The organism is Janthinobacterium sp. GW822-FHT07A03 (assembly GCF_058798815.1).
Window position 1 is genome coordinate 313,233 of record NZ_JBXAKW010000002.1, and the last position, 26,578, is coordinate 339,810.

The 26,578-nt window shown below is 63.2% G+C and carries 25 protein-coding genes; 18 read left to right on the forward strand and 7 right to left on the reverse strand.

Annotated elements, in window-relative coordinates:
• Positions 1–33: 33 nt before the first annotated feature.
• The 4 genes from AC1RJW_RS07455 to AC1RJW_RS07470 all read left to right on the forward strand — a co-directional run bounded on the left by AC1RJW_RS07455 (position 34) and on the right by AC1RJW_RS07470 (position 4,346).
• Entirely contained in the window at positions 34–1,086 is a 1,053-nt protein-coding gene (locus AC1RJW_RS07455) for a sugar phosphate isomerase/epimerase family protein (protein ID WP_493044428.1), read from the forward strand.
• Positions 1,087–1,095: 9 nt separating this feature from the next.
• Positions 1,096–2,247: a Gfo/Idh/MocA family protein gene (locus tag AC1RJW_RS07460; protein ID WP_493044429.1), complete on the forward strand. Its 1,152-nt coding sequence runs from the start codon at positions 1,096–1,098 to the stop codon at positions 2,245–2,247.
• 9 nt (positions 2,248–2,256) lie between these two features.
• Entirely contained in the window at positions 2,257–2,559 is a 303-nt protein-coding gene (locus AC1RJW_RS07465; protein ID WP_493044430.1) for a 2Fe-2S iron-sulfur cluster-binding protein, read from the forward strand.
• A gap of 116 nt (positions 2,560–2,675) precedes the next feature.
• Positions 2,676–4,346 carry an outer membrane protein assembly factor BamB family protein gene (locus AC1RJW_RS07470; RefSeq protein WP_493044431.1) on the forward strand — a complete coding sequence of 557 codons (1,671 nt, stop codon included), beginning with the start codon at positions 2,676–2,678 and terminating at the stop codon, positions 4,344–4,346.
• 21 nt (positions 4,347–4,367) lie between these two features.
• Here AC1RJW_RS07470 and AC1RJW_RS07475 read toward each other — a convergent pair whose 3' ends face one another.
• Positions 4,368–4,679, reverse strand: coding sequence for a hypothetical protein (locus AC1RJW_RS07475; protein ID WP_326458905.1), 312 nt, complete (start codon positions 4,677–4,679; stop codon positions 4,368–4,370).
• Between the two features lie 102 nt (positions 4,680–4,781).
• Here AC1RJW_RS07475 and AC1RJW_RS07480 point away from each other — a divergent pair, with 102 nt between their 5' ends.
• Both AC1RJW_RS07480 and AC1RJW_RS07485 read left to right on the forward strand, forming a co-directional pair.
• Positions 4,782–5,051 (forward strand): MoaD/ThiS family protein, encoded by a 270-nt coding sequence (locus AC1RJW_RS07480; RefSeq protein ID WP_493044432.1) that lies wholly within the window; start codon positions 4,782–4,784, stop codon positions 5,049–5,051.
• 2 nt (positions 5,052–5,053) lie between these two features.
• Positions 5,054–6,163, forward strand: coding sequence for a WD40/YVTN/BNR-like repeat-containing protein (locus AC1RJW_RS07485; protein WP_493044433.1), 1,110 nt, complete (start codon positions 5,054–5,056; stop codon positions 6,161–6,163).
• Here the strand turns inward: AC1RJW_RS07485 and AC1RJW_RS07490 are convergent.
• A complete protein-coding gene (locus AC1RJW_RS07490) occupies positions 6,136–6,759 on the reverse strand; it encodes a TetR/AcrR family transcriptional regulator (protein ID WP_493044434.1) in 624 nt (207 codons plus the stop codon). The two genes, AC1RJW_RS07485 and AC1RJW_RS07490, sit on opposite strands and share 28 nt — an antisense overlap.
• A gap of 151 nt (positions 6,760–6,910) precedes the next feature.
• Between AC1RJW_RS07490 and AC1RJW_RS07495 the strand changes: the two genes are divergently transcribed.
• Complete coding sequence (locus AC1RJW_RS07495) at positions 6,911–7,954, forward strand: MBL fold metallo-hydrolase (RefSeq protein WP_493044435.1); 1,044 nt, start codon at positions 6,911–6,913, stop codon at positions 7,952–7,954.
• Positions 7,955–7,960: 6 nt separating this feature from the next.
• Here the strand turns inward: AC1RJW_RS07495 and AC1RJW_RS07500 are convergent, their stop codons facing one another.
• Complete coding sequence (locus AC1RJW_RS07500) at positions 7,961–8,293, reverse strand: hypothetical protein (RefSeq protein WP_493044436.1); 333 nt, start codon at positions 8,291–8,293, stop codon at positions 7,961–7,963.
• A gap of 434 nt (positions 8,294–8,727) precedes the next feature.
• Here AC1RJW_RS07500 and AC1RJW_RS07505 point away from each other — a divergent pair, with 434 nt between their 5' ends.
• Positions 8,728–9,738 carry a substrate-binding domain-containing protein gene (locus AC1RJW_RS07505; protein WP_493044437.1) on the forward strand — a complete coding sequence of 337 codons (1,011 nt, stop codon included), beginning with the start codon at positions 8,728–8,730 and terminating at the stop codon, positions 9,736–9,738.
• A 65-nt stretch (positions 9,739–9,803) separates the two neighbouring features.
• On the opposite strand, the gene AC1RJW_RS07510 is transcribed toward AC1RJW_RS07505, so the two are convergent.
• The 3 genes from AC1RJW_RS07510 to AC1RJW_RS07520 all read right to left on the reverse strand — a co-directional run bounded on the left by AC1RJW_RS07510 (position 9,804) and on the right by AC1RJW_RS07520 (position 16,175).
• Positions 9,804–10,898: a type I restriction endonuclease gene (locus tag AC1RJW_RS07510; RefSeq protein ID WP_493044438.1), complete on the reverse strand. Its 1,095-nt coding sequence runs from the start codon at positions 10,896–10,898 to the stop codon at positions 9,804–9,806.
• A 544-nt stretch (positions 10,899–11,442) separates the two neighbouring features.
• Positions 11,443–15,039, reverse strand: coding sequence for an indolepyruvate ferredoxin oxidoreductase family protein (locus AC1RJW_RS07515; protein WP_493044439.1), 3,597 nt, complete (start codon positions 15,037–15,039; stop codon positions 11,443–11,445).
• A 194-nt stretch (positions 15,040–15,233) separates the two neighbouring features.
• The gene (locus AC1RJW_RS07520; protein WP_493044440.1) at positions 15,234–16,175 is read right to left on the reverse strand and encodes a LysR substrate-binding domain-containing protein; all 942 of its coding nucleotides are present in this window, start codon (positions 16,173–16,175) and stop codon (positions 15,234–15,236) included.
• 138 nt (positions 16,176–16,313) lie between these two features.
• On the opposite strand from AC1RJW_RS07520, the gene AC1RJW_RS07525 reads away from it, so the two are divergent.
• Positions 16,314–17,540 carry an HD-GYP domain-containing protein gene (locus AC1RJW_RS07525; protein WP_493044441.1) on the forward strand — a complete coding sequence of 409 codons (1,227 nt, stop codon included), beginning with the start codon at positions 16,314–16,316 and terminating at the stop codon, positions 17,538–17,540.
• 130 nt (positions 17,541–17,670) lie between these two features.
• Here AC1RJW_RS07525 and AC1RJW_RS07530 read toward each other — a convergent pair whose 3' ends face one another.
• Positions 17,671–18,717 (reverse strand): GGDEF domain-containing protein, encoded by a 1,047-nt coding sequence (locus AC1RJW_RS07530; RefSeq protein ID WP_493044442.1) that lies wholly within the window; start codon positions 18,715–18,717, stop codon positions 17,671–17,673.
• 481 nt (positions 18,718–19,198) lie between these two features.
• Between AC1RJW_RS07530 and AC1RJW_RS07535 the strand changes: the two genes are divergently transcribed.
• From AC1RJW_RS07535 to AC1RJW_RS07575, 9 genes are all read left to right on the forward strand, one after another.
• Positions 19,199–19,381, forward strand: coding sequence for a Flp family type IVb pilin (locus AC1RJW_RS07535; protein ID WP_034752975.1), 183 nt, complete (start codon positions 19,199–19,201; stop codon positions 19,379–19,381).
• A gap of 54 nt (positions 19,382–19,435) precedes the next feature.
• On the forward strand, positions 19,436–19,969 hold the full coding sequence (locus AC1RJW_RS07540; RefSeq protein ID WP_493044443.1) for an A24 family peptidase: 534 nt from the start codon (positions 19,436–19,438) through the stop codon (positions 19,967–19,969).
• A 93-nt stretch (positions 19,970–20,062) separates the two neighbouring features.
• A complete protein-coding gene (locus AC1RJW_RS07545) occupies positions 20,063–21,436 on the forward strand; it encodes an ATP-binding protein (RefSeq protein WP_493044444.1) in 1,374 nt (457 codons plus the stop codon).
• Positions 21,433–22,305 carry a Flp pilus assembly protein CpaB gene (gene cpaB, locus AC1RJW_RS07550; RefSeq protein WP_493044445.1) on the forward strand — a complete coding sequence of 291 codons (873 nt, stop codon included), beginning with the start codon at positions 21,433–21,435 and terminating at the stop codon, positions 22,303–22,305. Before AC1RJW_RS07545 ends, cpaB begins: the two co-directional genes overlap by 4 nt.
• Positions 22,306–22,323: 18 nt before the next feature.
• Positions 22,324–23,760, forward strand: coding sequence for a type II and III secretion system protein family protein (locus AC1RJW_RS07555; RefSeq protein WP_493044446.1), 1,437 nt, complete (start codon positions 22,324–22,326; stop codon positions 23,758–23,760).
• A 16-nt stretch (positions 23,761–23,776) separates the two neighbouring features.
• Complete coding sequence (locus AC1RJW_RS07560; RefSeq protein WP_493044447.1) at positions 23,777–24,079, forward strand: hypothetical protein; 303 nt, start codon at positions 23,777–23,779, stop codon at positions 24,077–24,079.
• Positions 24,069–25,496, forward strand: a complete 1,428-nt coding sequence (locus AC1RJW_RS07565; protein ID WP_493044448.1) for a pilus assembly protein TadG-related protein — start codon at positions 24,069–24,071, stop codon at positions 25,494–25,496. The genes AC1RJW_RS07560 and AC1RJW_RS07565 overlap by 11 nt, the downstream gene beginning before the upstream one ends.
• Positions 25,493–25,975, forward strand: coding sequence for a TadE/TadG family type IV pilus assembly protein (locus tag AC1RJW_RS07570; protein WP_493044449.1), 483 nt, complete (start codon positions 25,493–25,495; stop codon positions 25,973–25,975). The genes AC1RJW_RS07565 and AC1RJW_RS07570 overlap by 4 nt, the downstream gene beginning before the upstream one ends.
• Positions 25,965–26,570, forward strand: coding sequence for a TadE/TadG family type IV pilus assembly protein (locus AC1RJW_RS07575; protein WP_493044450.1), 606 nt, complete (start codon positions 25,965–25,967; stop codon positions 26,568–26,570). The genes AC1RJW_RS07570 and AC1RJW_RS07575 overlap by 11 nt, the downstream gene beginning before the upstream one ends.
• Positions 26,571–26,578: the final 8 nt, after the last annotated feature.

The following is a 26,578-nucleotide window of genomic DNA, read 5'->3' on the forward strand; positions in this document are numbered from 1 at the left end:
CAGGGCCAGCGTCCTGGGGGCTAAAGGATACCCATGAAAACCATCCAGGGCCCGGCCATTTTCCTGGCCCAGTTTCTCGGCGACGAGCCGCCGTTCGACTCGCTCGAGCACCTGGCGCAATGGGCGGCCGGCCTGGGCTACAAGGGCTTGCAGCTGCCGACGGCGCCGCGCTTGTTTGATCTGGAACAAGCGGCCAACAGCCAGCAGTACTGCGACGACGTGGTCGCCCTGCTGGCGCGTCACGGCTTGCAGGTGACGGAACTGTCGACGCATTTGCAGGGCCAGCTGATCGCCGTGCATCCCGCGTATGACGCGCTGTTCGACGGCTTTGCGCCAGAACAAGTGCGCGGTGATCCTGCCGCGCGCACGGCCTGGGCCACGCAGCAGCTGCTGTGGGCGGCCACCGCCTCGCAGCGCCTGGGGTTGACGGCGCACGTGACGTTTTCCGGCGCGCTGGCCTGGCCGTATCTGTACCCGTGGCCGCAGCGCCCGGCCGGGCTGGTGGAAACGGCATTTGCCGAGCTGGCGAAACGCTGGCTGCCCATCCTCGATGCGTTTGACGCGGCCGGCGTGGACCTCTGCTATGAACTGCATCCGGGCGAGGATTTGCACGATGGCGTGACCTTCGAGCGTTTCCTTGCCGCCGTCGACGACCACCGGCGCGCGTCCATCCTGTACGATCCCAGCCACTTCGTGCTGCAGCAGCTCGATTACCTGGCGTTCATTGACATCTATCATGCGCGCATCAAGGCTTTCCACGTGAAAGATGCGGAATTCAGGCCCAACGGGCGCCAGGGCGTGTATGGCAGCTATGGCGACTGGCAAGACCGGGCCGGGCGCTTCCGCTCGCTGGGCGACGGGCAGATCGACTTCAAGGCGATTTTCTCGAAGATGGCGCAGTACGACTTCCCCGGCTGGGCCGTGCTGGAGTGGGAGTGCTGCCTGAAACACCCGGAGGACGGGGCGGCCGAAGGCGCGCGTTTTATCCGCGAACACATCATCCACGTGGCTGAACATGCGTTCGACGATTTCGCGGGCAGCGCGGTTGACCAGGATCAAATTCATCACTTGCTTGGCTTGAAATAAGGAAACGACATGCAGCGACGCTTACGGCTGGGCATGGTAGGGGGCGGGCAGGGCGCATTCATCGGCGCCGTGCACCGTATCGCGGCGCGCATCGACGACCAATATGCGCTGGTGGCGGGCGCCCTGTCGTCCGACCCGCAGCGCGCGCGCGACAGCGGCGCGGCGCTGCATCTTTCTCCGGATCGCTGCTACAGCGATTACCGCGCCATGGCGCAGGCGGAGGCCGCCAGGGCGGACGGCATCGAGGCCGTGGCCATCGTCACGCCGAACCACCTGCATGCGCCCGTCGCCACGGCATTCCTGGAAGCGGGCATCCACGTGATCTGCGACAAGCCGCTGGGCATTTCTCTGGCGGAGGGCCAGGCGCTGGCTGCGCTGGCCAAGCAGAAAAACTTGCTGTTTGCGCTCACGCATACCTACAGCGGTTACCCGCTGCTGCGCCATGCGAAAGCGATGGTCGAGGCGGGCGAGATCGGCGAGCTGCGCCTCGTGCAAGTGGAATACTCGCAGGACTGGCTGGCCGACGCCATCGCGGCTGGCGGCATGAACGAAGGCAACTGGCATAACGACCCGCAGAAGGCGGGGCCCGGCGGCACCCTGCTCGACGTGGGCTTGCACGCCTATCACCTGGCGCAGTTCGTCAGCGGACTCACGCCGTATGCCGTGCTGGCGGAACTGTCGACCTTTGTTCCGCACCGCACCCTGGATGACCACGTGCAGGTGATGCTGCGCTACGCCAACGGAGCCAAGGGCACCTTGTGGGCCAGCCAGGTGGCGACGGGGTGTGAAAACACGGTGCGTTTGCGCCTGTTCGGCAGCAAGGCGCAGCTGGACTTTGACCAGGAACAACCGAACGCGCTATGGTGCACGCCGCAGGGCGGCAACCGCCAGTTGCTGCGCCCGGGCCGGGTCGACAGCGCCGCCGCGCGCCACGCCACGCGCGTGCCGGCCGGCCATCCGGAAGGGTATCTGGAAGCGTTCGCCCAGCTGTACCTGGATGCGGCCCTGCATATCCGCGCCCTGCAGGCGGGGACGCCGATACCGGAAGCGGCTCGCTGGCTGCCGACGGTGGCCGATGGCGTGGCGGGCCTGGCCTTTGCCGAGGCCGTGCTGCGCAGCCATGCGCAGGGGGCTACCTGGACCACCCTGACGGACTGTTAAACTGGGCGCATGAGCGCGCCCCTGACCATCCCCACCTTTACCGTCACCTTCGTCCCGCAAGGCTGGCAATTCCCGGCCGAGGCGGGCACCACCGTGCTGGCCGCCGCCGAGCTGGCCGGCATCCGCCTGCTTAGTTCCTGCCGCAACGGCACTTGCCGCACGTGCATCTGCCACATGCCCGAAGGAAAGATCCGCTACACGGTGGACTGGCCCGGCATCAGCCCCGATGAACGGCTCGACGGCTACATCCTGCCCTGCGTGGCCGTGGCCGAAAGCGACCTCACCGTGCAGGCGCGGGCCGTGCGCAAGTAAAGCGTTGCTGTGAGTATTTGTTAGATTTTAATAATGTTTCTCATGTTATAACATTCAGTCCAGGTTTCCAGCACACCTCCATTGGGGAGGAAATGAAACCTCAACATGGATCTTGAATGAATCACTTCTTCAGAGTGCGGCTGCGGGCCATTGCATGGCCATTGGCCGCGCTGGGTGTCTTGTCCGTCTCCGCTTGCGGCGGTACGGGAGAAAAGCCGGAACAGGCGATGACCTTGTCGCAGGTCAACCTCAATTGCATGCAGCAGCCTGGCGAAACCTGCGACAAGGTGCAGGCGACCGTGATGCTGTATTCCAACGTGGTGGATCAGCGTCCCCTGTGGGAGGAAACGCCGGCGGCAGGCGGCCGCAAGGTGTTTGACCGGGCGAAACCCATCAAGCAGGCCGACGGCTCATGGCTGATGGATTTCGCCGTCATGCCTGGCCTGGCGGAAGGCACGTACACGGGCAGCGTCGATTTTTCCGTCTTCGTCAATCCCTTTCCCGGCACGCCGAATTACCAGCCCCGCACGGCCAGCTACAGCATCACGGTTGTAGGCCTGAAGGGCACGCTGTCGCCGCTGCGCGAGTTGTCCGGCGGCGACTGGGAAGGCAGCAACGGCAACGCGGCGCATACGGGTTTTGTGCCGGTGACGCTCGATACCGCCAAATTTACACGCCGCTGGTCGTGGAAGGGAGCCGACGGCATCTCCGGCAGCAGGCTCAGTCCACTGGTCACGGCGAATGGCCTCGTGTATTTCAATGAAGAAGTTTCGGTGGCAGATGCCGGTGAGAAATTCAAATACATCTACACCTACAAGCTGTCGGCCCTGTCGGAAACGGACGGTGCGGCCGCGTGGCAAACGGAGCTGAAACTGCCCGGCACGCTGGGGGCGCCGGGCGTGTCCGGGAATCGCCTGGTGATGGCGGGAATCAGCGATGCCCATACCTTTGACGCCTTGACGGGCGCCAGGCTGGCAACGGTCAAGCAGCCCAATACCATGGGACAGTTGATTGCCACGTCGCCACTGACGGCGCCGACCTTGTTCGCAGGGAACGCATATCTCGGTGGAAACAATGATGTGATCAGCCTGGATGCCACGACGGGCCAGAACCGCTGGTCCAGCAGCCTCGATTTGCCCAAACTGGGCAATGTCGATGAATGGACGCCGGCCGTCAGTGCGGGCACGGTCTACAGCCATGCGGCCGGCACCTTGACGGCCTTCAATATTGGCGATGGTACGCGGCGTTTCAGCGTGGCCGTGCCAGGCCAGGTGCTTGGCGGCTTGAACAAGAGCGCCTTGCGCCAGGCCCCCGTGCTGGTCGATGAGAATACCGTGCTGCTGCTGAACCAGCGGCCGTATCCGGGCAAGTCGGCCGACAACAGCCTGACCCTGGTCGATACGGCCAGCCGCGCCGTGCGCTGGACGGTCAACGGGCGCTTCACCACGCAGCCGGTGGTGGCGCGCGGCGTGATTTATGTGGGCAACGATAGTGGCCGGGTGCTCGAGGCGCGCAACGTCAGCGATGGCGCCGTGTTATGGACCTGGCCGCTGGCCAGCGTGGGCGAGGAAGCGTTCGGTGGTGACTTGATCGTGACCAATAACCTGCTGTTCGTCGCAGGCGAGAAGCACACCTATGCGCTCAATCTGGCCAGCCACCAGTTGGCATGGACATATCGCCTGGGCGGCACCCTGGCGCTGTCGCGCAACGGCGTGCTGTATATCCGTTCTACACCCGGCGCCGATGCGGGCATCGTCAATTATGTGACGGCGATCAACCTGCAGTAGCCGCTTGCCGCCGTGCAGCGCTCAGGACCGGCCCGGGTTCTTGAGGCGCTGCAGCAGCGCTTCCACGCCGTCGCTGACGGGCAAGCCGTGGCGGCGCAGCAACTGCACGTGCAATACAAGGTTTTCCAGCACCAGCTTGGCCGCCACGGCCAGCAGGGCCAGGTTGCGGTCTTCCGGGCTGAAACTTTCCATGGCGTCGGCCATCTCGCACAGGTGGTTGGCGATCAGGCCGCGCAATTCCTGCTCGTTGAAGGGCAGGTCGGCAAAATCGATGGGATCGGCCACTTCCACTTCCTGCATCAGCACCGCTAGTTCTTCCGGGGTAATCGTCATGCCTGGCCTCCTTGTGTGCTTGCCGCTATTTTAGCGTTATCGCCGTTGCATCGTCGGCGAATCGGACTAGAATGAGTCCAGGCCGATGACGTCGAAGGCAGCATGGCGCACTTGCATTTTACCCAACAACTGGCACGTTTCCTGAACGTCCCCACGGTGGAGGTGGCCGCGCCGCGCCTGCGCGCCGCCTTGGACAGCGTCTTTGCGCAGCAGCCGCGCCTGCGCGGCTACGTGCTCGACGAGCAGGGCGCGCTGCGTCCGAACGTGGTGATCTTCATCGACGGCGCCCGTTGCCGCGAGCGGCGCGCACTGGACGACGTCTTGCGGCCCGACAGCCAAGTTTATATCTTGCAGGCACTTTCCGGAGGTTGATCATGGGACCAGGCAGGGCGCAACGCGCGTATCTCGGCACCCGCAAGGGGCTGTTCCAGTTCGATGTCGATGCGGCCGGCGCCTGGCAGCTGGCGCTGGTGCAATTCGCCGGCGATCCCGTCTCCATGCTGCTGCACGATGGCCGCGACGGCACCCTGTACGCGGCGCTGAACCTGGGCCACTTCGGCGCCAAGCTGCACCGCCTCGATGCGGGCGCCAGCGCGTGGCAGGAAGTCGCCGTGCCCGCCTATCCCGCCAAGCCCGAGGGCAGCAGCGATACGCTGGACTGGACCTTGCGGCAAATCTGGTCGCTGGCGGCCGGCGGCGCGGACCAGCCCGGCGTACTGTGGGCGGGCACCCTGCCTGGCGGCCTGTTCCGCTCAAGCGACCGCGGCGACAGCTGGCAACTGGTGGAATCGTTGTGGAACGTGCCGCAGCGGGCGCAGTGGTTTGGCGGCGGCTATGACGTGCCCGGCATCCACAGCATCTGCGTCGACCCGCGCGACAGCAGTAAAGTGCTGGTCGGCGTGTCCTGCGGCGGCGTGTGGCAAACGCTGGATGGCGGCGCCAGCTGGGCCTTGAGCGCGACGGGCATGCGGGCCGACTACATGCCGCCCGAGCTCGATGAAAACGAAGCCGTGCAAGACCCGCACCGCATCGTGCGCAGCGCCGGCACGCCCGAGGCGCTGTGGTGCCAGCACCATAACGGCATCTGGCGCTCGCAGGACGCCGGCTGGCACTGGCAGGAAGTGACGACGGCGCCGTTGTCGCATTTCGGCTTTGCCGTGGCCGTGCATCCGCGCGACGGCGACACGGCCTGGTTCGTGCCGGCGCAGGCGGACGTGCTGCGCATACCCATCGATGGCGCGCTGGCCGTGACGCGCACGCGCGATGGCGGCAAAACGTTCGAGGTGTTGCGCGCGGGCTTGCCGCAGCAGCATTGCTACGACCTCATCTACCGCCATGGGCTGGCGCTGGCCGACGACGGGCGCAGTTTAGTGATGGCGTCGACGACGGGCGGCGCCTGGTATTCGGGCGACGAGGGCGAGCACTGGCAGACGCTGTCTGCCCACTTGCCGCCCGTTTATGCCGTCTGTTTTGCCACGCCGTAATAGCACAGGAAGATATCGACGGCCAGCGCCGTCACTTCGCGCCGGCGTGCCGGGCTCAGCAGAGGCTCACCGAGGGTGATCTGCGGCCAGAAGGCAAAGGTTTTTAACGGCGACATCAAGAGGTGCGCCACTTCCAGCGTCTCGCCCGCCTTGATGCGCCCGTCCTGCTGCGCCGCGCGGATCCAGATATTCAGGCCCGTTTCCTTTTCATTCAGGCGCGCCACCATCGCTTGCGCGCGCTCGGGCGAGTGGATGGTTTCGCCAAAGATCACGCGCGCCAGGTCGATGAAGGCCGCGTCGCACAGCAAGGCCATTTTCTGCTCGACCAGGGCCAGCACCTGCGGGCGCAGAGGCTGGTCGGCTACATAGGGCACGGCGGGCTGGGCCATGCTGCTCTCCCACATGCGCTGCAGGATTTCCGCGAACAATTCATCCTTGCTGGGGAAGTGGTTGTACACGGTGCGCTTGGACACGGCGGCCGTGGCGGCGATCTTGTCCATGCTGGTCGCATCGAAACCGTGCTCGCGGAACTCGGCGATGGCGGCATCGACGATGGCGACGCGTTTGCGGTCGGTGAGGCGTTGCGGTGCGGCCATGGCGGGAAATCTCCTTTGAAAACAATATTTTACACCTCCTGGTTTACTTTGCCAGAAATAGGAACTACACTGTGTAGTGTAATTTAATCCTTGTATTTTATTCACCGGGCTGCATATGTACCGCATCTTATTCTTGGGAGTCCTGATCATCATGAGTTCTTGCACCTTGCGCGCCGCGCCTGCCACGCCGGTTGAATCCTTACAACGCCACGACGGCAAGTTCCGCAATCCCGTGCAGATGCATAAGCTGGGCACGGCGGCAACGCTCAAGCTGATGTGGACCTTTTTCTTTGACAAGCCAGACAGCACGGTGCCGGCCGCTGCCGTGCCCGTGCAAGCCCTGACCCGGGCGCAACTGCTGGCCGCGCCCGACAACAGCCTGTTTCGCCTCGGCCACTCGACCCTGCTGCTGAAACTGAATAACGAGTTTTTCCTGACGGACCCCGTGTTTTCCGAGCGCGCCTCGCCGGTGCAGTGGGCCGGACCCAAACGTTTCCATCAGCCGCCCATCAGCATCGTCGACTTGCCGCCGATCAAGGCCATCATCCTGTCGCATGACCATTACGACCACCTCGACCATGCCGCCGTGCTGCAACTGGCCGCCAAGACCGAACACTTCGTGACGCCGCTGGGCGTGGGCGATACCCTGGTCGAATGGGGCGTGCCCAAGGACAAGGTGCAGCAGTTCGACTGGTGGCAGGGGACGACGATTGCCGGCGTGAAACTCGTCGCCACGCCGTCGCAGCATTTCTCGGGACGGGGCTTGTTTGATGGCAATCAAACCCTGTGGGCCTCGTGGGTCATCGACGCGCCCGAGGTGCGCGTGTTTTTCAGCGGCGATTCCGGCTATTTCGACGGTTTCAGGCAGATCGGCGACAAGTACGGCCCGTTCGACGTGACCATGATCGAAACGGGCGCCTACGACAAGCTGTGGCCGGACGTGCACATGCAGCCGGAAGAAACCCTGCAAGCCCACCTGGACTTGCGCGGCAAGTGGCTCATGCCCGTGCATAACGGCACGTTCGACCTGGGCCTGCATGCCTGGCACGAACCGTTCGACCGCATCACGGGACTGGCGGCGAAGCGGGGCGTGAACCTGGCCACGCCGCAGATGGGCGAGGCGGTCGACCTGGCGCAGCCGAAGCAGGGGAATAAATGGTGGCTGGCGATGCTGGAAGAGGAGATGGCGAAGTAAGCTGGCTCAAGCCGTCACATCGATCAGGCGGCCCAGGGTCTGGCCATAGCCGTTCAGCTGGGGCGTGCTTTTCGGCGCGGCCGGGATGGCTTGCTGTGGCACGGCCACCTTGATCGCCTGGTCCAGCTGCGGCGCCTTGACGGCGGGCTGGGCATCGGCCTGCGCTTGCTGGCTGCTGCGTTGCGTCTGGCTCAGCGATTCCTGTTCCCGCGCCAGCAACTGGCGGCTTTGCGCCAGCTGTTCGCTGTCGCGCTGCACCTGGTTCTGGCCTTGTTCGACCCGGCGTTGCGCCGTGGCCAGCGAGGCTTGCAGATTGTTGACGGACGTTAGCGATACCACATTGTTCACCTTTGAAAGTATGCCCAGGCGTACGCGGCAGTGGAAGAATGCGGGCCGGGGAGCGCGACATGTCTGCAGGTAATCTTTACCTGAGTCAAGAGTAGGACAAATTCTCGCACAGTTCCAGTGAATTATGTTTTCTTGATAATCTTATCGTGCGCGCTTTGGCGTGCCGCAGCGGCATGCCGAACGTGGCGAGATATTGATCAAAGTGAGTACCCGCTATCGATAAAAAGCATTGTTTGTCTGCCATTGCCAATGCCATGCTGCGGACGCGGCAAAAATGCTTGCTTTTCAACAGTCGCTTTTTAAAGTGGAATATGTTGTTGTTTTTCTACCATGTTGGCGCACGCTAATGCGCGGCCTGTTGGGCGCTCTGGGCTATAATGGACGGTCAGAGTTGGTTTCTTTTGCCATACAGACAGGTAGTTAACATGAATCTCAAGAGCCTCGCAATTGCCCTCGGCATGTCGAAAACGACAGTCAGCAGGGCGTTGAACGGCTATCCGGAAGTCAATTCCCGCACCCGTGAAATCGTCCTGGCCGCCGCCAAGAAAGTCGGCTACCGGCCCAACCCGCTGGCGCGCAGCCTGGCCGTCGGCCGCACGAATGTGCTGGGCATGATCTATCCCCTGCTGCCCAGCGACCTGGGCGACAGCGTCTTTCTTTCCGTCGTGAATGGCATGTCGGATGCCGTCGAGGCGTCGAAGATGAGCCTGATCATCGCCCCCGTCTCGCCGCAGAACGAACAGCCCTCGTATGAAACCATGGTGCGCGGGCGCCAGGTCGATGGCCTGGTGGTGGGCCGCACCAAGGTGGTCGACGAGCGCATCGCCTACCTGACGAAGGTGGGCTTTCCGTTTGTCGCGAACGGCCGCACGCGCATCGACGCGCCGTACGCATATTTTGATTACGACAACGATACGGGCATCGACCTGGCCGTGTCCTTCCTGGCCGTGCATGGCCACCAGCGCATCGCCCTGCTGAGCGCGCCGCTGGAGCTGCACTTTGCCTATGAGCGCAAGGAAAGCTTTATCCGCTGCATGGCGCAGGCGGGTTTGCCGCTGGACCCCAACTATCTGCTCGACAATACTTTTGATCGCCGCAGCGGCTACCAGGCCATGCAGCAATTGCTGGCTTGCTCGCCCCGTCCCACGGCCGTCATCGTCGACAATCACCTGTCCGGCGTGGGCGTGGTGCGCGCCCTGATGGATGCGGGCATCGAAATCGGCAAGGAAATGTCCGTCATCGTCTGGGGCAATGTGGAAGATACCTTGATCGGCATCAACGTCACCACCATCGACCAGCCCGACCTGCGCCGCGCGGGCGCCAAGATGGTGGAAATGCTGCAATCCCTGCTGGCCGGCACGCCGCCGGAACGCTTGCAGGAAATCTGGCAACCGGTGTTGTTGCCGGGGGCGACGGTGGGGCGCTGCGCGGATTGAATCAGGATGGGTTGCAAGTCCGGGACTCACCCCGGACTTGGTTCTACTGTACCTAATGCTATCTCTTATGCTGTTTTCTCTGCATCTTCAGCAGGCAAATGCATCAGGACGGTAGCCTTCAATTGTTCTGCATGGGTGTACAGATCGTCTAGGCTGGCAATTGGAAACTTTTCCTCTTCCCTCTTTTGATTGAACAGGCCAACGGCAAGTTTTTCAGTATTGTTAAAGCGTAGGCGACAAACTGGCTTTCGATTATTGTCGTCTAGCAAAATTGCACAGTAGCTCTGCGAATCACGCATGACAATGCGGCGTGAGCTGACGACGTCACGCAGTATCGCACGAATGATGTGCAAACCTTCGATCTCTTCTGGTGTCGTGATAATCGGGTTCTCAACGACACCTTCAGGAGGAATGACTGGCGCCAGTTCTTGTGCTGGCGATGATTCCGGCGTCATCGCACCCTTGAGGCGATCATTGATACGCTCCCCCAACAATTGCTCAAATGCCCGTTTGGTAATGACGGTAAATTGATCTTTGACAGCAGGTGTAAAGCGCTTTCCTCCGAGTAAATCTGACGACAGTATTTTTACAAATTCTTCGGAGGGGTTGTGCATCCATTCCGCCAGACGATTCTGGATGGCACGCGTATATTTTAGATCGTTTGCTGTCGTTAATATAGTATCGACGTCGAATAGAGATTTTGCAAATTTTTTGAGTTCATCCACATCCCGCTCTTTGAAGTCCAGAATATTAAATTCAAAGAAGGGCTTTTCGTCCATCTTGTTGGGTTGCTCAAGGTCAGTGAAGAATTTATATGTCAGCCCGTTTGTCAATACACCGAATCGTGCTGCCGTGACATGGAAATATCTGAACAATTGCCCAGCATGATTGATGCTCAGGTCTCCGCCACTTTTCTTGCATTCGAAGAGAATAATCGGCTTGCCATCACTGAGAATTGCATAATCGACCTTCTCTCCTTTTTTTGTACCCACATCGGCAATTAATTCTGGTGTCACTTCCGTGGGATCGAATACGTTGTAACCCAGCATCTGTATGAAGGGCATGATCATCGCGTTTTTTGTGGCTTCCTCCGTCTGGATAATATCCTTGGTTGCTGTAATGCGGGAGGCAAGTGCCCTGAGCTGATCGATTAAATCCATTGCTTTTCCTATGACATGGTTAGAAATGCGTGAACGTACTCGTTCCTGTTGAAAGTACAGAATGAACGAATAAGTTTTGCACGAATTTCATCCTCATGGCAATGAAAATCGAAATTTATGAAAAAAGCAGATTCAGAGAAAAGTTATGAAATTATTTCGATGGCTTAAAGGAAATTATTTTTATTGAAAATATGAGTAATTTAATATTTTTTAAGAAGTCATCGTCACGATGATTATTGGCATTGGTGATGGTCATCAAATGCTCGATCATTTGCCCTTTGTTGCACGACAGGCTCAGCTTGCAATCCAGTTCATCGATGTTATGTGGCACTGGATCGCGGCTCGGCCAAAGCAAAGTTATTACCCGGGTGACCCAGTGCTTGGCTATGTGATAGTAAGTGACTGATTTTTATCATGAATATGGCGTTGTCGTTTTTCTAGTGTGAGAAAGAATAGTGCCGCCTTGAATAAAAATGCGCTAAGCCGGGAGCATGTACCGCTGCCGGCATAGCGCATCGCGAACTAAGCGGTGTCGCTGAAATTCTTACGCCGCGCTCTTGCTGCCATCCGCCAGCACGGCCAGCAACCTCGCCTTGTCCTTGCGGTAAGTATCGACGGCCGCTTCCTTGACGTGGCCGAAGCCGCGGATTTTCTCGGGCAGGGATGCCAGTTCCACGCAGGTGGCCAGGTTGTCCGCCGTCAGGTTGACCAGCAGGCCCGCCAGCAGTTCGCGGTACTCGACGATCAGTGCGCGTTCCATCTTGCGCTCGGCCGTATAACCGAAGACGTCGAAGGTGCCGCCGCGCAAGCCTTTTGCTTTGGCCAGCAGCTTGAAGGCGCGCCACATCCAGGAACCGAACTCCGCTTTCACCAGGTGCCCCTTCGCATCTTTCTTGGCAAACAGCGGCGGCGCCAGGTTGAATTTCACGGAGAAGTTGCCTTCGAACTGCTGCTGCAATTGCTCCACGAAACGCCCATCCGTGTACAGGCGCGCCACTTCGTATTCATCCTTGTAGGCCAGCAACTTGAAATAGCTCTTGGCGACAGCCGTCGACAGCTTCTGGCCCAGTCCCAGGGTATTTTCGCGGTCGCGCACCTGTTTGACCAGGGTCAAGTAACCATCCGCATACGCGGCGTTTTGATACCCGGTGAGGAATTCCACGCGCTTTTTCACCAGGCTATCCAGGCTTTGCGGCATTTGCACGATGATCGCTTGCGACGGCGTGGCGATCTGGGTCACCTTGCGCACGTCGACGGCGGCGCGGCGGCCCCACAAAAAGCTCTTCTTGTTCGACTCGATGCCCACGCCATTCAATTCGATGGCGCGCAGCAGGGCCGCTTGCGTCAACGGGATGCGGCCTTTTTGCCAGGCGTAGCCGAGCATGAACAGGTTGGCGGCGATCGAGTCGCCCATCAGTGCGGTAGCCAGCTTGGTCGCGTCGATGAAGTCGGCCGCGTCCGCGCCGCCCACGGATTCCTCGATCAGCTGGCGCACTTCCGCCGTTGGATATTGCCAGTCGGCATTTTGCGCAAACGTGCCCGGCGGTTGCTCGTGCAGGTTGACGACGGCCAGGCTGCGGCCGGGACGCATTTTCGACACGGCATCCTGCGCACCGGCCGTCAGCATGTCGCAGCCCAGAATCAGGTCCGCTTCGCCCGTGGCGATGCGCTGGGCGCGGATGTGCGCCGGGGACTTGGCGATTTTCACGTGCGAGGTGACAGAACCGTTCTTTTGCGACATGCCCGTCATGTCCAGCACGGAGGCGCCCTTGCCTTCCAGGTGGGCCGCCATGCCCATCAGGGCGCCCACGGTGATCACGCCCGTGCCGCCGATGCCGTTGATCAGGATGTTGTACGGCGCCTCGCAACCTGGCAGCACCGGTTCCGGCAACGGGCCGAAGTCGTCCGTTTCGCCCGGCTTGCCCGCGCCCGTCTTGGTCTTCTTCAGGCTGCCGCCTTCGACGGTGACGAAGCTGGGGCAGAAACCCTTGGCGCACGAGTAATCCTTGTTGCACGACGATTGGTCGATGGTGCGCTTGCGGCCAAATTCCGTCTCTTTCGGCAAGATCGACACGCAGTTCGACTGCACGCCGCAGTCGCCGCAGCCTTCGCAGACGGCGTCGTTGATGACCATGCGTTTCGGCAAATCGGGATACTCGCCTTTTTTCCTTCTCCGGCGTTTTTCGGCCGCGCAGGTCTGGTCGTAGATCAGCACGGACACGCCGGGTACTTCGCGCAATTCGCGCTGCACGGCATCCATGTCCTTGCGGTCGTGCAAGGTCAGGTGGGCGGGCAGGTTCGAGCGGTCGCTGTAGCGTGATAAATCTTCCGTGACCAGTGCGATGCGGGCGATGCCTTCGGCGGCCACCTGCTGCGCCATCATGGGCACGGTAATCAAGCCGTCCACGGGCTGGCCGCCCGTCATGGCGACGGCGTCGTTGTAGAGAATCTTGTAGGTAATATTCACCTTGGCCGCCTGTGCGGCGCGGATGGCCAGGTAGCCGGAATGAAAGTAGGTGCCGTCGCCGAGGTTCTGGAACACGTGCGGCAGTTCGGAAAACGCGGCCTGGCCGATCCACGGCGCGCCTTCGCCGCCCATGTGCGTGGTCAGCTTGTTCATTTCCGGGTAAATCGAGGTGGCCATCACGTGGCAGCCGATGCCGGCCAGGGCCAGGCTGCCGTCCGGCACCTTGGTCGAGGTGTTATGCGGGCAGCCGGAGCAGTAGAACGCGGGGCGGAACGGCGTATTCACGGCTTTTTTCAGGACCGCGTCCTTGGCGTCGAGGAAACTCAATCTCGCCTTGATCAGGTCGCAGGTGACGGGGTCGGAAATCAGGCGCGCGATGCGGCTGGCGATGACGCGCGCCACTTGCGAGACGGAAAAATCCGCCTTCGAGGTCAGCAGCCATTCGCCGCGCGGTGCTACCCATTCGCCTTTTTCGTCGAACTTGCCGATCACGCGCGGACGCACGTCGTCGCGCCAGTTGTACAGCTGTTCCTTGAGCTGGTATTCGACGATCTGACGCTTCTCTTCTACCACGAGAATTTCATCGAGACCTTGCGCAAACTCACGCACGCTATCCGGTTCCAGCGGCCACGGCATGGCCACCTTGAACAGGCGCATGCCCACGTCGGCCGCCATCTGCTCGTCGATGCCCAGCTCTTCCAGCGCTTCCAGCACGTCCAGATACGATTTGCCGGACGCGATGATGCCCAGCTTGGCGTTCGGGCTGTCGATGGTGGTGTGGTTGAGCTTGTTTTCGCGCGCGTAGGCCAGTGCCGCGTAGATCTTGTAGTCCTGCATCAGCGCTTCCTGGTTTCGCGCCTGCTGGCCCAGCGGGATGCTCGACAGGCGCGCGTTCAGGCCGCCTTCGGGCATGACGAAATCCTGCGGAATCTTCACTTCCACGCGGAACGGGTCGGCATCGATGGAAGCCGACGATTCGACCGTGTCGGCCAGGGCCTTGAAGGCTACCGTGCAGCCGGAAAAGCGCGACATGGCCCAGCCGTGGATGCCCAGGTCCAGGTATTCCTGCACATTGCACGGATACAGGACGGGGATCATCGAGGCGGAGAACAAATGGTCGGACTGGTGCGGCAGGGTCGAGGAATATGCGCCATGGTCGTCGCCGGCCACCAGCAGCACGCCGCCCAGTTTGGACGTTCCCGCATGGTTCATGTGCTTGAAGACATCGCCGCAGCGGTCCACGCCCGGACCCTTGCCGTACCACATGGCGAACACGCCGTCGTATTTGGCCGGGCCGATCAAGTCCACCTGCTGCGAACCCCAGACGGCCGTGGCGGCCAGGTCTTCGTTGACGCCGGGCACGAACTGCACATGGTGCGCTTCCAGCTGCTTCTTGGCTTTCCACAGGTTTTCATCGAGGCCGCCCAGGGGCGAGCCCCGGTAGCCGGAAATGAAACCAGCCGTGTTGAGGCCTGCGGCCTGGTCGCGCAGGCGCTGCATCATGGGCAGGCGCACGAGGGCCTGGATGCCGGACAGGAAGATGGCGCCGGAAGTGGCCGTGTATTTGTCGTCGAGGCTGACAGTGGTCAAACGGGATGTGTCGGGGGGCGTAGATGGCGCGGCACCGGCGTTTCTAGCGAACGCTGCGGAGCCGTTTTCCGTGGTCACGGACATGGCTGTCTCCAAAAGGGTGTTTCAGATAGCGGCTGTACCAGGGGCGCGCCCGGTAAGGCGCGTACTGTGCAGACGGGATGGCCGCGTGTGGGCGGCACATAACTATTTTAAATTTAAAATAGTTAATGCGGTCAGTGTAGAACGAGTCGGGAGAGGGGGCAAATACGCTTTGGCGATGGGGGTATAAGAAATACTTATGTCATAGGCGAGAGCACGTTCGCCCCCACCCAGCGCCCGCTGCCGCACAGCTCGGCGGCCACTTGCAGCACGAGGTTTTTCACGGCGTTGCCCGCATTCGTCAGCGGTATGTTTTTGGACGCGCACAGGGCCACCGTGCGCGACAGCACGGGACTGTGGATGGCGTAGCTGCGCATGGCGCCGCTGTCCAGTTCGGCCAGCAGGGGCGCGGCCGGCAGGATGGTGGCGCCCATGCCGGCCAGGATGGCCGATTTCAGGATGGCGATCGAGTTGATCTCGATCACGTTCGCCGTCTCCAGGCCCAGTTCGCGGGCGCGGCTGTCGATGCGGGGGCGCACGCCATGCTGCAGGCCCGGCAGGATCAGGGTGGCGCTCAATGCCTGCGGGAACGACAGCGCCTGGCCGGCGGGCGCGAACGGCGAATCGCTGCGGCAGATGAAACGCATCTCTTCCTCCACCAGCGGGCAGCAGGCAAACGGTGTCAGCTGGCCATCGTCGAACAGCACGGCCAGGTTGATGCGGCCCGATTTGAGCTGTTCATTGAGGTTGCCCGTGATTTCTTCCGTCAGTTGCAGGGTGATCTCGGGATAGCGTTCGCGCGCGGCCAGCAGCAGGGGCAGGGCCAGGGCGCCGGAGATGCTGTGCGGCAAGCCCAGGGTGACATTGCCGGACGGCCGCGTGGCGCTTTGCGTGACGGCCGAGCGGGCGTCGGCCACCTGTTTCAGGATCGCCTGCGCATGTTCGTAGAATACCTTGCCCGCGTCCGTGCTGAGCACGCCCTGGGCCGAGCGGTGCAGCAGCTGCACGCCCAGTTCCTCTTCCAGCTGGCGCAGCTGCTGCGTCAGGGCCGGCTGCGCCACGTGCAGGATCAGGGCCGCGCGCGACAGCGAGCCGTGGTCGACGATGGCAACAAAGTAGCGTAATTGGCGCAGTTCCATGGGTCCCAGAAGCGGTGCGTTGAGCGGAAAAAACAGGGTGTTGCGCCGCAGCGCCGAACGCGGCCAGCAGAATAACAATTTTGTTATACTCATTCTAGCGCCTTCGGTGCTCCAGCCGCGTATTTGTGGGATGACAGCATGCTCAAGAAAGTTGATTCGTCTCAATTAAAAGTGGGCATGTACATTCATGACCTCAGCTGCGACTGGATGACGCATCCGTTCGTGCGCAACCGTTTCCTGCTGCGCAGCGAGGATGAAATCCGCAAGATCATGCAGGCCGGCATCCACGACGTGGTGATCGACAGCGGCAAGGGCCTCGACGTGCAGGATGCGCCCACCGTGGCGCAGGCGCAGGCCGCCACCGAGCGCGAACTGGTGCAGATCGCCGCGGCGCCGCAAGTGGTCACGCGCGTGTCGCTGGGCATGGAGCTGGCGCGCGCTACCCAGGTGCGGCGGCAGGCGGCGAGCCTGGTGCGCACGGTGATGGCCGACGTGCGCCTGGGCAAGGCGGTCGAGCTCGACCGCGTGCAGCATACGGTGCAAGATATTACCGAATCGATCCTGCGCAATCCCGGCGCCCTCGTCGGCTTGTTGCGCATCAAGACCAAGGATGACTACACCTTCCTGCATTCCGTCAGCGTGTGCGCGCTGCTGGTGGCGTTTTGCCGCTCGCGCGGCATCGATGCGGCCACCACGCACCAGGCGGGCCTGGGCGGCTTGCTGCACGACACGGGCAAGGCCCTGGTGCCCGACAGCGTGCTGAACAAGCCTGGCCCTTTGACGTCGGAAGAATTTGCCCTGATCAAGCGCCATCCGCGCGATGGCTACGAGATCCTGCTGCAGTCGCCCGAGGTGGGCGCCATTCCGCTCGACATCGCCTTGCACCACCACGAGCGGCGCGACGGCAGTGGCTATCCGGACCAACTGGCCGGCGACGCCATCAGCGAGCTGGCGCAGATGGCCGCCATCGTCGACGTGTACGACGCGCTGACGTCGGACCGCAGCTATCACAAGGGTATTCCCGCCGCCGAAGCCCTGCGCAAGATTTATGAGTGGAGCAAATTCCATTTCAACCCCGTGTTCGCGCAGGATTTCATGCGCTGCGTGGGGATTTATCCGGTCGGCACCATGGTGATGCTGGAATCGGGCCGCCTGGCCGTCGTCGTCGAGGCGCACGAAAGCAACCTGCTGGCGCCGAAAGTGAACGTGTTTTTCAGTACGAAGAGCAAGACCTACATCAAGCCCGAGACGGTCGACCTGTCGCGCGGCTTCGGCTTCGGCGGCGCCGACAAGATCGTCGGCCATGAGTCGGCGGCCAAGTGGCAGGTCGATCCCATGCGCTTTATTTCCCTGGCGGATGCATGAACGGTGTGCGCCTTTGAAAAAGAGCGCCTGAAAAACGTTCAGGGCAAGGTGCTGGCGCGAAGACAGTACGACCAGTACGGCAAGCAGCCGCAACGCCGCCATGGACGCGCAGGTGCACATCTTCAGGTGATCAGAAAAATTCCGCCGTATCGTTCGAGGCAATGGTGGTAAGCAAGCCCTTGGCGACCAGCTCGTCATAGTGGCAGGCCAGGTTGCGGCCATGGCTTTTCGCGTAATACAAGGCCTGGTCGGCGCGGCCGAGGATGATGACGGGCGCCTCGTAGGCGTTGATGCTGACGAAGCCCACGCTGACGGTGACTTTGCCCACTTGCGGGAAGTCGTGCGCTTCGACATTGGTGCGGAAGCGGTCGATGATTTTCTGCGCATTTTCCAGGGTGATCGAGCGCAGCAGCACGACGAATTCCTCGCCGCCGAAGCGGAAGATGCGGTCTTGCGAGCGGAACGACGATTGCAGCTGGTTGGCGATCAGGATCAGCACTTCATCGCCATACAGGTGGCCGAATTTATCGTTGACCAGTTTGAAATGATCGACGTCGATCACGGCCAGCCATTGCCGTTCCGTGTCCGTATGGTGGCGCCGTTCTTCATCGACGGGACGCGGCTTGTCCGCTTCCGGTTCGCCGCGGCTTTGCAGGATTTTCGCCAGCTGGTCGTCGAAGGTCTTGCGATTCAACAAGCCGGTGAGCGAATCGCGTTCGCTGTAGTCGAGCAGGTTCTGAAAATTACGGTACACGCTGACGATGCCGCCGATCACCTGGATGGTGGCGCCCGTGTAGGGCGTGGGGTTGGTGATTTCCAGGCAGGTGGTGACCTGGTCGCCGATCCAGATGGGCAGCCACAGCAGGTGGCGGCCATCGGCGCACAGGGTGTCGGCGCTTGCTTCATGGCGCTTGATGCAGGCGGCCAGGGCCGGGTAGTCGGACAGCGGTTCGCCGGGCAGGGTAGGGTCGGCATGCTCTTCCATGCGGGCCACGCTGCCCGCCACGATGATGGCCCGCGACCGCACGAACACCTGGCCACGCACGGTGGTCAGGGCCAGCACACGGGTCTGCGATGCGGCAGCGAGTTCCTGGACCGCCGAGATCACGGAAATGTCGAGCATCGTGTGGTCGCGGTGCCCGGTCATGTCCACCATGTGTTTCAGTAGGGAATCCATTGTCGTTCTCTGGAAAGTAGTCACACAAGTGTCGTCATACCAGCATTGCATCAAGCAAGAGCATGTTCGCGTCCGTCTACAAGAAGCCAAGATTTATTTGGTGGCATGACGCTCTTTACCGCCGGGCGAGAGGCCTTTCCAAAGAAGAGCTAAGCAGGATAATGTCTTTTTGCCTAATAGGCAATTAACGTATGCAATATTTCATGTAAATACATGATATTCATGCACCACATTGCAAAAAACTTGCCCTGACGAAGGCTTTCAATCCGGATCGCAACAGTTGCTTGCGCCAGCCATCATTTCAACAAGGTTTGATAATTTCCATATGGAAACTTGTGGCGCGTCAATTTGCCAAAACGTGGACGCTTTATAGTCAATGCAATGGCGCAGAAATTTACGGCAGGAAACATATTAGCAGGAATGGGCAATGTTTCACACCCGATTGCGCCAGGGACTTGTGATTCACTTTTGGGAGCTTGTCATGCATACCTTCCTGTCGGCAGTACAGCAGTTTGTCAAGGATGAGGATGGCATTACGGCAATCGAATACGGCCTGATTGCGGCCTTGATGGCCACCGCCATCACGGCCGGATTCTTGCTGATCAAGACCAACTTGCTGGCCGTCCTCACCGACATTTCGTCGAACCTGGTGTTGACGCCCTAAGCGGGTGCCCGCTGCTGGCCGGCCAGCAGCGGGTTTTTTTTCGGGAGGTGTGCCATGCCTGCAACTGCCTTGTGCGACCTGCTGTTGCTGTGCTTTGTGACGGCCGCTGCCGTCAGTGATTTGATCCGCCGCAAGATACCGAATGGTGTGGTGTTGTCCGGCATCCTCGCCGCGCTGGCCTTGCACTTGTGGCTGTGGCCGCAAAGCGTGCTGCCGCTGTGGCTGGGCGGCATGGCGACGGGCTTTTTCCTGTTTCTGCCTTTATATGTGCTGCGCGGCATGGCCGCCGGCGACGTCAAGCTGATCGCCATGGCGGGCGCCTTTGCCGGTCCCTGGCCCGTGCTGCAGATCTGTTTCGCCACGTTTGTCCTGGGCGGCGTGATGGCCGTGCTGATGATCACCTACCAGGGCAAATGGCGCGCCTGCCTCGGCAATCTGCGCCAGCTGCTGTGGCCGATGATCGCGCGCATGGCCGGCATTCCCCTGGCGCCGACCGCCCTGGGCAGCGGCACCAGCGTGGGCAACATGCCGTACGGACTGGCCATCGCCCTGGGCTGCCTGGTGGTGCAAGGGCGGCGTTATTTCTGATTGGTATTCATTGCTCTTGATCAATGGGCGCCAGTCCCCGCTCGCTAGAATGAATTCTGTTCAATGCAGTCTTAACTGGCATGGAGACGCAGCATGACCGAGGTCGATTATTCCATGAGTACCGACAGTGCGCCGCGCCCCGCCGACGCGAACCTGATGCCGCCCTTGCCGCCGCAGCCGAAGAGCTTGCGTGAAACGGGACTGGAGCGGCCGCTGGTCGTCGAACTGATCGCCAAGCTGATGTTTGTGGGCGGCAAGACGCACCTGTCGGCGCTGACGACGCGCTTGCGCCTGTCGATCAATGTCTTGCGCGAAGTGCTCGATTTCATGGTGACGGAGCAGATGGCCGAAGTGGCCTGGCGCGGCGAATCCGACATCGACGTGCAGTACCAGCTGACGAGTGCCGGCAAGCAGCGCGCCAGCGCCTTTCTTGAGCGCTGCGCGTATATCGGCGCCGCCCCCGTCACCCTGGAAGCGTACCGTGCCATGGTGGCGCGCCAGTCGTGGCTGGCGCAGGAACAGCGCGTCGGCAGCGACGACCTGGCCGCCGTGCTGGGCGGCGCCCATGCGGGGCCGGGCATGCTCGACGTGGTCGGCGCGGCGCTGCATTCGGGGCGCTCGCTGCTGCTGTACGGTCCGCCAGGCAGCGGCAAGTCGACCCTGGCGCTGCAACTGGGGCAATTGCTGCACGGACTGGTCGCCGTGCCCTACGCCATCGTCGTCGGCCAGGACATCATCCAGTTGTACGATCCGGCGCAGCACCTGCCGCCCGCGCCGCAGCACGTCAGCCATGCGCGCCAGGCGCTGGAGCGGCGCAGCACGGACATCCGCTGGGTGCTGTGCCAGCGTCCCGTGATCCATGTGGGCGCCGAACTCGACGCCGGCATGCTGGAACTGCGGCTTGACGCCAGCGGCGGCTGCTACCAGGCGCCGCCCCATGTGCGGGCCAACAACGGCATGCTGATCATCGACGACCTGGGCCGCCAGCGCCTGGGCGCGCAAGAATTGCTGACGCGGCTGATGCAGCCGCTGGCGCGGGGCAGCGACCAGCTGGGCCTGCCCGGCGGCGTGCAGATCAGCGTGCCCTTTGACAATGCCCTCGTGCTGGCCACGAATGTGCCGCCGGGCGAGCTGTTTGACGCCGCCTTGCTGCGCCGCATTGGCTACAAGGTGCAGGTGGGGCCGCTGCTCGAGAGCGCCTATCGCGCCCTGTTCCGCCAGCAATGCCGCCTGGCCGGCATGGCCATCGACGAGCCGGCCCTGAACCATCTGCTGCAGCTGCATGGCGCGCAGGGACGGCCCCTGCTGGCCAGCTATCCGCAGGAATTGCTGGCGCGCATAGGCGACTTCGCGGGCTTTGCCGGCTGCGAAGCACGCCTGACGGTGGACGCCCTGGAGCAGGCCTGGAGCAGCCTGTTTGCCAGCTGCGACATGCCGGCCGCCAGCCTGTGCGAGCGTATCGCATGAAAAACCGGCGCGCCCTCCTGATGATGGGCCTGGCCGTGGTGCTGGGTCTGCTGGCCGTGCTGCTGGCCTCGCACTGGCTGCTGCGCCAGACGCCGGCCGGCAAGGGCAAGATCGTCGTCGCCTCCAGCGATGTCAACCTGGGCCAGCGCCTGACGCCCGAGATGCTGCGCCTGGCCGAATGGCCGGCGGAAAGCTTGCCGCAAGGGGCGCTGCAAGACCCGGCCAAACTGGCGGGACGGGTGCTGAAAACCAGCGTGCTGCGCGGCGAGCCATTGAGCGAAGCCAAGCTGGCGCCCGTGGGGACGTTGGGCGGCCTGTCGGCCCTGATCACGGAAGGGCGGCGCGCCATCACCGTGCGCGTCAACGACGTGATCGGCGTGGCCGGCTTCGCCTTGCCGGGCAATTATGTCGACATCATCGTGAGCACCCAGCAGGATGCGGGCGACCGCGCGTTTCCGCAAAGCCGCAACATTTCCAAGATCGTCCTTGAACGCATCCTTGTGCTGGCCGTGGCGCAGGAAGTGGGACGCGACGAGACCAAGCCGCGCGTGGTCAATGCCGTCACCCTGGAAGTGACGCCGGAACAGGCGGAAAACCTGGACCTGGCACGCAGCGTGGGCAGCCTGTCGCTGGTGCTGCGCAACCAGGTCGACCCGCAGCCGGGCGTGACGGCGGGCGCCACCAAGCTGACCTTGCTGGGCGGACCGCACGAAGCCGAGCCCGCGCCGGCCCCCGCCGCGCCCGCCGCCGTGCCCGCCGCCGTGCCCGCGGCGCCGCGTCCGGTGCGCGTGGTGAAGGCGGCAGTGGAAGCGCCGCGCCAGTGCAGCGGCGTCATCGACGGGACGCGCCAGTCGCGCGAATGTTTTTAGCCAACCATGGACACCCTCATGAACCGCGCCCTGCTGACACTGTGCTGCCTGCTGTTGCCGCTTGCCGGCGCGGCGGCCGATCCTGGCCCCCGCTGCGGCGGCGAAGCGGCTACGCCCGGCAACTTGCAGCTGCAAGTGGGCAAGTCGAGCATGCTGCGCCTGCCCGAGGCCGTGCTGGCCCGCAGCGTCGGCAATCCGGCCATGCTGCAAGCCATGCTGGTGGCGCCCGACACCTTGTATGTGGTGGGCGTCGACGTGGGCAGCACGAACATGATCATCCAGGGCAGAAGCGGCGCGTGCAGCGTGGTCAACGTCAGCGTCAGCATGGACCCGGCCGGCCTGCAAACGACCCTGGCGGCCCTGATGCCGGAAGAAAAAGGCATCCGCGTGACGGCCGTGGCCGACACCCTGGTGCTGTCGGGCACGGTGCAGGATGCGGGCGCCGTGCTGCGCGCCGTCGAACTGGCGCACGCGTATGTGCGCCGCGCTACGCATCCGCTGGCGCTGCCCAAGCCCGCCGACGGCGCCGCCTTGCCGGTCGCGGCCGCTGCCCCCGGCGGCGCGGGCAGCGCCAACAGCCGCGTCATCAACATGCTCGACGTCAGCGCGCCGCAGCAGGTGATGCTGGCCGTACAGATTGCCGAGGTGTCGAAGTCGCTGCTGGAGCGGCTGGAAGTGGGCGCCACCTTGCGCTTCGCCTCCGGCAGCTGGGCCACCACCCTGCTGTCGAATTTCCTCAGCGGCACGGCGAATGGCTTGCTCGACGTGCGCAAGTCGAATGGCCAGCAGCTGACCATCGAGGCGCAGAAGCAGGATGGCCTGGTGCGCATCCTGGCCGAGCCGACGGTGATGGCGATCAGCGGGCAGGAGGGCAGTTTTTTGGCCGGCGGCAAGATCTTCATTCCCGTCGGCCAGGACAACAACAAGATCACCCTGGAAGAGCGCGAGTATGGCGTCGGCCTGCGTTTCACGCCGACCGTGCTGTCGGGCGGGCGCATCAACCTGAAGGTAGCGCCGGAAGTGTCGGAACTGTCGCGCGAGGGTGTGGGCATTTCCGCCGCCGGCGTCAGCGGACGCTCGATTCTGCCCGTCATCACCACGCGGCGCGCCTCGACCACGGTGCAGCTGTACGACGGCCAGAGCTACGCCATCGGCGGCTTGATCAAGAACAACCAGGTGAGCAACATCACGGGCGTGCCGTGGCTCAGCGAGCTGCCGATTCTCGGCGCGCTGTTTCGCAGCACGGATTTCCAGCACGACCGCACGGAATTGTTGTTCGTCATTACCGCGAACCTGGTGAAACCCTTGCCGGCCGACGCCGTGCTGCCGACGGCGCAGCTGGCGCCGCCTTCGCGCACGGACTTGATGTTGCGCGGCAAGATGGAAGGCGCCATGCCGCCGGCGCCGCCATCCGTGCCGCCGCCGCGCGCGGCCAACGGCTTCGAGTTGAAATGAGACGGGGAGACACGCCATGCCGAACTCGCTCCTGATACCGCTGCGGCGTTTGGCCGCGCTGCTGCTGGCCATGCAGCTGGCCGCCTGCGCGCACAGCAGCACGCCGCAGCTGGACCCGCGCTTCGGCGACGCCGTGCGCCTGGCCATGGCGCAGCAGGTGCGCGACCCGGCCAGCGCGGGCAATCGCACGCCGGCCGACGGGCTCGACGGTCCCAGTGCGCACGCCGTCATGCAGCGCTACCGCGCCTCGTTCGTCGAACCGAACGGCCAGGCGCCGCAGCCCGTGCAATTCATGCTGGGAGGCGGCAATGGCAAATAGACGCCGGCGCCAGCGCGGGGCGATGCTGATCGCCTTTTCCATCCTGCTCATCCTGGTGCTAAGCTTTATCGGCCTGGCGCTCGACGTGGGGCAGGTCATCGGCCGCAAGACGGAATTGCAGAACCTGGCCGACAACGCGGCGCTGGCGGCGGCCGCGGAACTGGTGGGCACGCCCGAGGGCTTGCTCGCTGCCGTGGACAAAGCCAAGCACAGTGCGGCCGACCGCAGCGCGTACCGGCGCCGCATGGAGGGCGCCATCCTGTCGGATGCCAGCATCCGCTTCGGCAGCGCGCCCGATGCGCCCGCCAGCGATTGGCATGCGGCGGGCAGCGTGCCCGATCCCGCCACGGCGCTGTTCGTGCGCGTCGATACGCAGCTCAGCGAGCCGTCGCTGGGACGCGTGGCGACGGCGTTCCTGGGCGCCTGGTCGCCGGCGCTGCGCACCCTGGACACGGGCGCGCGCGCCGTGGCCGGGCGGACCAGCTTGCACCTGACGCCGCTGGCCGTCTGCGCGCTGTCGGCCAGCGCGGCCAGTCCGCGCACGAATGCGGCGCTGCTGCCGGCCGTCGAACTGCTGGAATATGGCTTTCGCCGCGGCGTGGCGTATAACCTGTTGAAACTCAATCCGCACGGCCCGTTGGCCGAACATTTCGTGCTCAATCCACTGGGCCAGCCGGGCGTGGTGGGACCGTCGCAGCAGGTCGGCGAGTCCAGCGTGTTGCCGTTTGTGTGCAGCGGCACGGTGCTGTACCCGCGCATCGGCAGCGCGCAAGTGCATGTGCACCGGCCGTTTCCCGCCACGTTGTGGCCGGCCTTCAACGCGCGTTTCAACCAGCATGCGGGCAGCGGCTGCCATGCCGTCACGGCGCCGCCCGACACGAATATCCGCGCCTATCCGAACGCGGCTACGAACTGGTGGATGATGAACACGCCCGACGCGCCCAGCGCCCTGAGCACCGGCAATCCGCTGCTGTCCGTGGCCGATCCGGAGTCGAACGCGACGCCGCCCGCGGTTGGCAGTTATGGGCCGCTGTGGTCGTTTGCCAAGGCGGTCAGGTACAGCAGTGTCAAGCCGGCGGGCGGCTACGTGCCGTTTGCCATCAGCGACTGGCCCAAGCTGTATCCGGCTAGCCCGGCCGCGCCGGCCGCCAAGTCCGGCTATCCGTCCACGCCGCCCTACCAGACGCTGGCTTACCAGACGGCGCCGGCCGGCAACACGGGCGTGGCGCAGCGGCGCCTGCTGCATATTCCCCTGCTGGCCTGTCCGCTGCCGGCCGGCAGCGACGTGCTGGCGCAGGTGCGGGGCATCGGCCGCTTCTTCATGACGGCGCCGGCCACGAATGGCATGCTGAACGCCGAATTTGACGGCCTGGTGGCCGAGGGCGCGCTGGTGGGCCCTGCGGAGTTGCTGCAATGAAGCGGGCCTGCCGCGCGCCGCGCCGCCAGGAGGGCGTCGCCGCCATCGAGCTGGCGCTGATCATGCTGTTCTTTATGGGCCTGTTGCCCTTCGTGCTGCTGTTCGGCCGCGCGCTGCTGGCGTACACGGCCCTGCAAAAAAGCGCGCACGATGCGGCGCGCTACCTGGCCACCATGCCGCTGCCGCAGATGGCCAATGCCGATGCGGCGGAGCAGGGCGCCGTGTTTGCCCGGCAGATGGTGCGCCAGGCGATGCTGGAATCCTGGCCAGGCATGAGCAGTAGCAAGGTCGTCGTGGAATGCGTGTATGCCGACGATGCCTATGGCTGCGGCAACTATGCGACGGCGCCGCTGCAGGTGCGCATCAAGTTGTCCGTGGACATGCCCGTCGATATCCTGCCCGAGCTGACGCGCAAGTGGCTGCCGCAGCTGGCGCCGATTCCGCTGCGTGCCAACGCGACATTGCGCTATGTTAATTAACCTGCGTCCCCAGCGGCAGCGCCAGGGCGGCGTCTTCGCTGTCGAGTTCGCCATGCTGGCGCTGTTGTTCTTTCTGTTCCTGTTTGCCCTGCTGGAAGTGGCGCGCGCCGTGTATTTGTGGAACATGGTGCATGAGATCACCCGGCGCGCCGCGCGTGGCGCCGCCGTCACCGATTTCAGCAATGCGGGTGCGCTGCAGGCCGTGCGCACGCACGCCGTGCTGCGCGCCGCGCCGGGCGTGCTGCCGCTCGGCGGCGGCATCAGCGATGCGTACGTGCGCATCGATTATCTGTCGCAGGCCGGCGGCGCCGCGCTGGCGGCCGTGCCGGTGACGGTGATGCCCGCTTGCCCGCAGCGTAACCGCATCAATTGCCTGAACGATCCGAACGGCGCCAGCTGCATCCGTTTCGTGCGCGCGCGCCTGTGCGTGCCCGGCGACGGCGGGCGCTGCGAGAGCGTGCCGTACCGGCCCATCCTGCCGTTGCTGGGCGTGATGTTTCCCTCCGGCGCAGGCGCCGTGCGCCTGCCCAGCGGCGCCACCATGGCGGTGGCCGAGTCGCTGGGCTATCCGGACAATCCCGGTTTTTGTCCCTGAGCGCCACC

Coding starts and splice junctions, on each gene's coding strand:
- AC1RJW_RS07455 (WP_493044428.1), top strand. CDS start 34: ATGAAAACCATCCAGGGCCCGGCCATTTTCCTGGCCCAGTTTCTCGGC.
- AC1RJW_RS07460 (WP_493044429.1), top strand. CDS start 1,096: ATGCAGCGACGCTTACGGCTGGGCATGGTAGGGGGCGGGCAGGGCGCA.
- AC1RJW_RS07465 (WP_493044430.1), top strand. CDS start 2,257: ATGAGCGCGCCCCTGACCATCCCCACCTTTACCGTCACCTTCGTCCCG.
- AC1RJW_RS07470 (WP_493044431.1), top strand. CDS start 2,676: ATGAATCACTTCTTCAGAGTGCGGCTGCGGGCCATTGCATGGCCATTG.
- AC1RJW_RS07475 (WP_326458905.1), bottom strand. CDS start 4,679: ATGACGATTACCCCGGAAGAACTAGCGGTGCTGATGCAGGAAGTGGAA.
- AC1RJW_RS07480 (WP_493044432.1), top strand. CDS start 4,782: ATGGCGCACTTGCATTTTACCCAACAACTGGCACGTTTCCTGAACGTC.
- AC1RJW_RS07485 (WP_493044433.1), top strand. CDS start 5,054: ATGGGACCAGGCAGGGCGCAACGCGCGTATCTCGGCACCCGCAAGGGG.
- AC1RJW_RS07490 (WP_493044434.1), bottom strand. CDS start 6,759: ATGGCCGCACCGCAACGCCTCACCGACCGCAAACGCGTCGCCATCGTC.
- AC1RJW_RS07495 (WP_493044435.1), top strand. CDS start 6,911: ATGAGTTCTTGCACCTTGCGCGCCGCGCCTGCCACGCCGGTTGAATCC.
- AC1RJW_RS07505 (WP_493044437.1), top strand. CDS start 8,728: ATGAATCTCAAGAGCCTCGCAATTGCCCTCGGCATGTCGAAAACGACA.
- AC1RJW_RS07510 (WP_493044438.1), bottom strand. CDS start 10,898: ATGGATTTAATCGATCAGCTCAGGGCACTTGCCTCCCGCATTACAGCA.
- AC1RJW_RS07515 (WP_493044439.1), bottom strand. CDS start 15,039: ATGTCCGTGACCACGGAAAACGGCTCCGCAGCGTTCGCTAGAAACGCC.
- AC1RJW_RS07520 (WP_493044440.1), bottom strand. CDS start 16,175: ATGGAACTGCGCCAATTACGCTACTTTGTTGCCATCGTCGACCACGGC.
- AC1RJW_RS07525 (WP_493044441.1), top strand. CDS start 16,314: ATGCTCAAGAAAGTTGATTCGTCTCAATTAAAAGTGGGCATGTACATT.
- AC1RJW_RS07530 (WP_493044442.1), bottom strand. CDS start 18,717: ATGGATTCCCTACTGAAACACATGGTGGACATGACCGGGCACCGCGAC.
- AC1RJW_RS07535 (WP_034752975.1), top strand. CDS start 19,199: ATGCATACCTTCCTGTCGGCAGTACAGCAGTTTGTCAAGGATGAGGAT.
- AC1RJW_RS07540 (WP_493044443.1), top strand. CDS start 19,436: ATGCCTGCAACTGCCTTGTGCGACCTGCTGTTGCTGTGCTTTGTGACG.
- AC1RJW_RS07545 (WP_493044444.1), top strand. CDS start 20,063: ATGACCGAGGTCGATTATTCCATGAGTACCGACAGTGCGCCGCGCCCC.
- cpaB (WP_493044445.1), top strand. CDS start 21,433: ATGAAAAACCGGCGCGCCCTCCTGATGATGGGCCTGGCCGTGGTGCTG.
- AC1RJW_RS07555 (WP_493044446.1), top strand. CDS start 22,324: ATGAACCGCGCCCTGCTGACACTGTGCTGCCTGCTGTTGCCGCTTGCC.
- AC1RJW_RS07560 (WP_493044447.1), top strand. CDS start 23,777: ATGCCGAACTCGCTCCTGATACCGCTGCGGCGTTTGGCCGCGCTGCTG.
- AC1RJW_RS07565 (WP_493044448.1), top strand. CDS start 24,069: ATGGCAAATAGACGCCGGCGCCAGCGCGGGGCGATGCTGATCGCCTTT.
- AC1RJW_RS07570 (WP_493044449.1), top strand. CDS start 25,493: ATGAAGCGGGCCTGCCGCGCGCCGCGCCGCCAGGAGGGCGTCGCCGCC.
- AC1RJW_RS07575 (WP_493044450.1), top strand. CDS start 25,965: ATGTTAATTAACCTGCGTCCCCAGCGGCAGCGCCAGGGCGGCGTCTTC.